Annotated in this window: 2 protein-coding genes; both read right to left on the bottom strand. The window is 70.6% G+C overall.

What is annotated here, in order from left to right; translation table 11 throughout:
- Nucleotides 1-869, bottom strand: an 869-nt coding sequence (locus ACIO9J_RS44810; protein ID WP_402012176.1) for a cupin domain-containing protein, incomplete at its 3' end; no start/stop codon positions are given.
- Nucleotides 870-939: 70 nt separating this feature from the next.
- A complete protein-coding gene (locus ACIO9J_RS44815; protein WP_402012179.1) occupies nt 940-1,848 on the bottom strand; it encodes a zinc-binding dehydrogenase in 909 nt (302 codons plus the stop codon).
- Nucleotides 1,849-2,167 lie beyond the last annotated feature (319 nt).

Here is a 2,167-nt window from a genome sequence, read left to right on the forward strand (position 1 = left end):
CGTCTGAAGGCACGGCTGAAAGCGTGCGGAGAGCCGTATCCGACCGCGTCGGAGATCGACTCGACCGGCTCATCGGTATCGCGGAGCCGGATCGACGCCAGGTCGATGCGCCACTGCATCACGTACGCGCCCGGCGTCTGTCCGAGGGCGGACCGGAAACGCCTGGACAGCGTCGCTCGGGAGACGCTCGCGGCGGCGGCCAGGGTCTCCGTGGTCCAGGGGTGTTCCGGTTGGGCGTGGACGCATGCCAGAGCGTCGCGCACGACCGGATCACGCATCGCTCCCAGCCATGAGCCGGACTTCTCCTGCGGGTGGCGGGCCAGCCAGGCGCGTACGAACTGGACGAGCAGAAGGTCGACGATGCTGTTGATGGCGGCGGTGGTGCCGATCTGCGGCTGTGCGAGCTCGGCAGCGAGAAGTTCGACGGTCCTTCTGAGCTGCGCGTTCTCCCGGGCTGTGACATGCATCGGCCGGGCGAGGGAGGTAAGCACCGGTGTGCGCACCTCCGGGTCCTGCTCGTAGCGCAGGACGATCACTTCCGTCTGCACCGGCGCCGAGCCCAGCCGCAGGGCCCGGCCATCGGCGAAAGACCGGGCCGCTGCCTCGCGGTCGCAGGACCCCATCGTCCTGTCGGCGCCGCCGGCTATCCCGTGTGCGGTGCCCGGCGGCACCAGGACGGCGTCTCCGGCCTGCACCTGAAGAGGCTTCTCGCCCGTGGCGTGCAGCCACATGGTGCCGCGGGACACCACGTGCAGTGCCGCTCCTGGAGAGGAGTCCAGCCACAGGCCCCAGGTTCCTCCGGCCTTCAGCATGACCCCGAGCCCGCCACGCGCACCCGAAACGCGCAAGACCTCCGCCAGCACATCCATGGGTCCATCCTCGTCCACCGCCGTGAACCGCCCACCGGCGGGCGAGGCGCATGTGTCCTCGTCCACAGCGTCAGGCCACGTCAAGAACGGCCTTTCCGTGCACCTTCCGCGCGAACAGCGCCCGGACGGCGTCGTCCACGCCCTGCCAGTCGCCTCGCAGTCCGACCGGCGCCGAGAGCCTCCCGGCGGCCATGAGGCCCAGCAGGTCCGTCAGCTCCCCGCCGGTGGGCGTCATGTCTCCGTAGGTGGCGATGCTGCGGGGTTCGCCGAAGCCGAACAAGGTCCCTGACGGGAAGGTGGTTTCCTGCCCGGAGGAGTAACCGACCAGGTGGATGGTGCCGCCCTCGGCGAGCGAACTCCACGCCTGGGCCACTAGTGGTCCGCCGACCGTGTCCAGGACGAGGTCGAACCGGTCCTCGGTCCCGGCCAGGTCGGTCAGGACGTTGTCGGCGCCGAGTTCACGGAGTCCGGCGGCCCGCTCCGGCGAACCGACGAGTGCCGTCACCCGGGCGCCCGCCAGCGCCGCCAATTGGACGGCGAAGTGCCCCACGCCCCCGCTGGCGCCGGTGACCAGAACGTTGCGCGCCAGCAGGGAACGTGTGCGCAGCACCCGCAACGGGGTGACTCCGGCGATCCCCAGCGCGGCGGCGTCGGCCAGGTCCACGCCCTCGGGGACGGCGCCGAGTGAGGCGGGGCTGACTGCCACCCGCTCCGCCCACGCGTGGGGAGCCATTCCCACTGCGACGCGTGTACCTACGGGCGGCCCCGAGCCGTCGGACGCGGCGCGCACCACGACGCCGGCCGCGTCGTGACCGTGCACAGCGCCGGCCGGCCACTGGTCCACGTAATTCAGCTCTCCAAAGTTGAGACCGATGTGCCGTATCTCCACCAACGCCTCACCGGCGGACGGTACGGGCTCATCGACATCGGCGAACCGGACGGGGCCGGCCTCACTGTGATCGACCACAAGGGCGCGCATAAGGGCTGTGTTTCCTTCTTTCGTGGGTGCGCCTGAACGCTCGGCGCGGCAGCAGATCGAGTGCGCACATGCCGCACTGCCGCCTTCTTGGAACCCTCGCGCAGGACCGGGACAGCGACCAGACCCGTGAGAATCAATCAGTTGACGATCTGTGTCAGTGCGACTCGCGACGCGTCGAGCCCTGTCCCGTCCGGCGGATGACGCCGTGACGGCCACAGGCACGCCCGGCAATGTATTGCTCTTGAGGTGCCAGCGCTTGCGTCGGGCGGCGCAGTCGCGCTGGGCGACGTGCCGGGCGACCGCGTCGGCGCCGGGCCGG

The sequence above is a fragment of the Streptomyces sp. NPDC087300 genome, from assembly GCF_044744425.1.
Classification (GTDB): Bacteria; Actinomycetota; Actinomycetes; order Streptomycetales; family Streptomycetaceae; genus Streptomyces.

What these genes read in the sequence shown, in the direction of transcription:
- ACIO9J_RS44815 (WP_402012179.1), bottom strand. Translation starts at nt 1,848, where the DNA reads ATGCGCGCCCTTGTGGTCGATCACAGTGAGGCCGGCCCCGTCCGGTTC.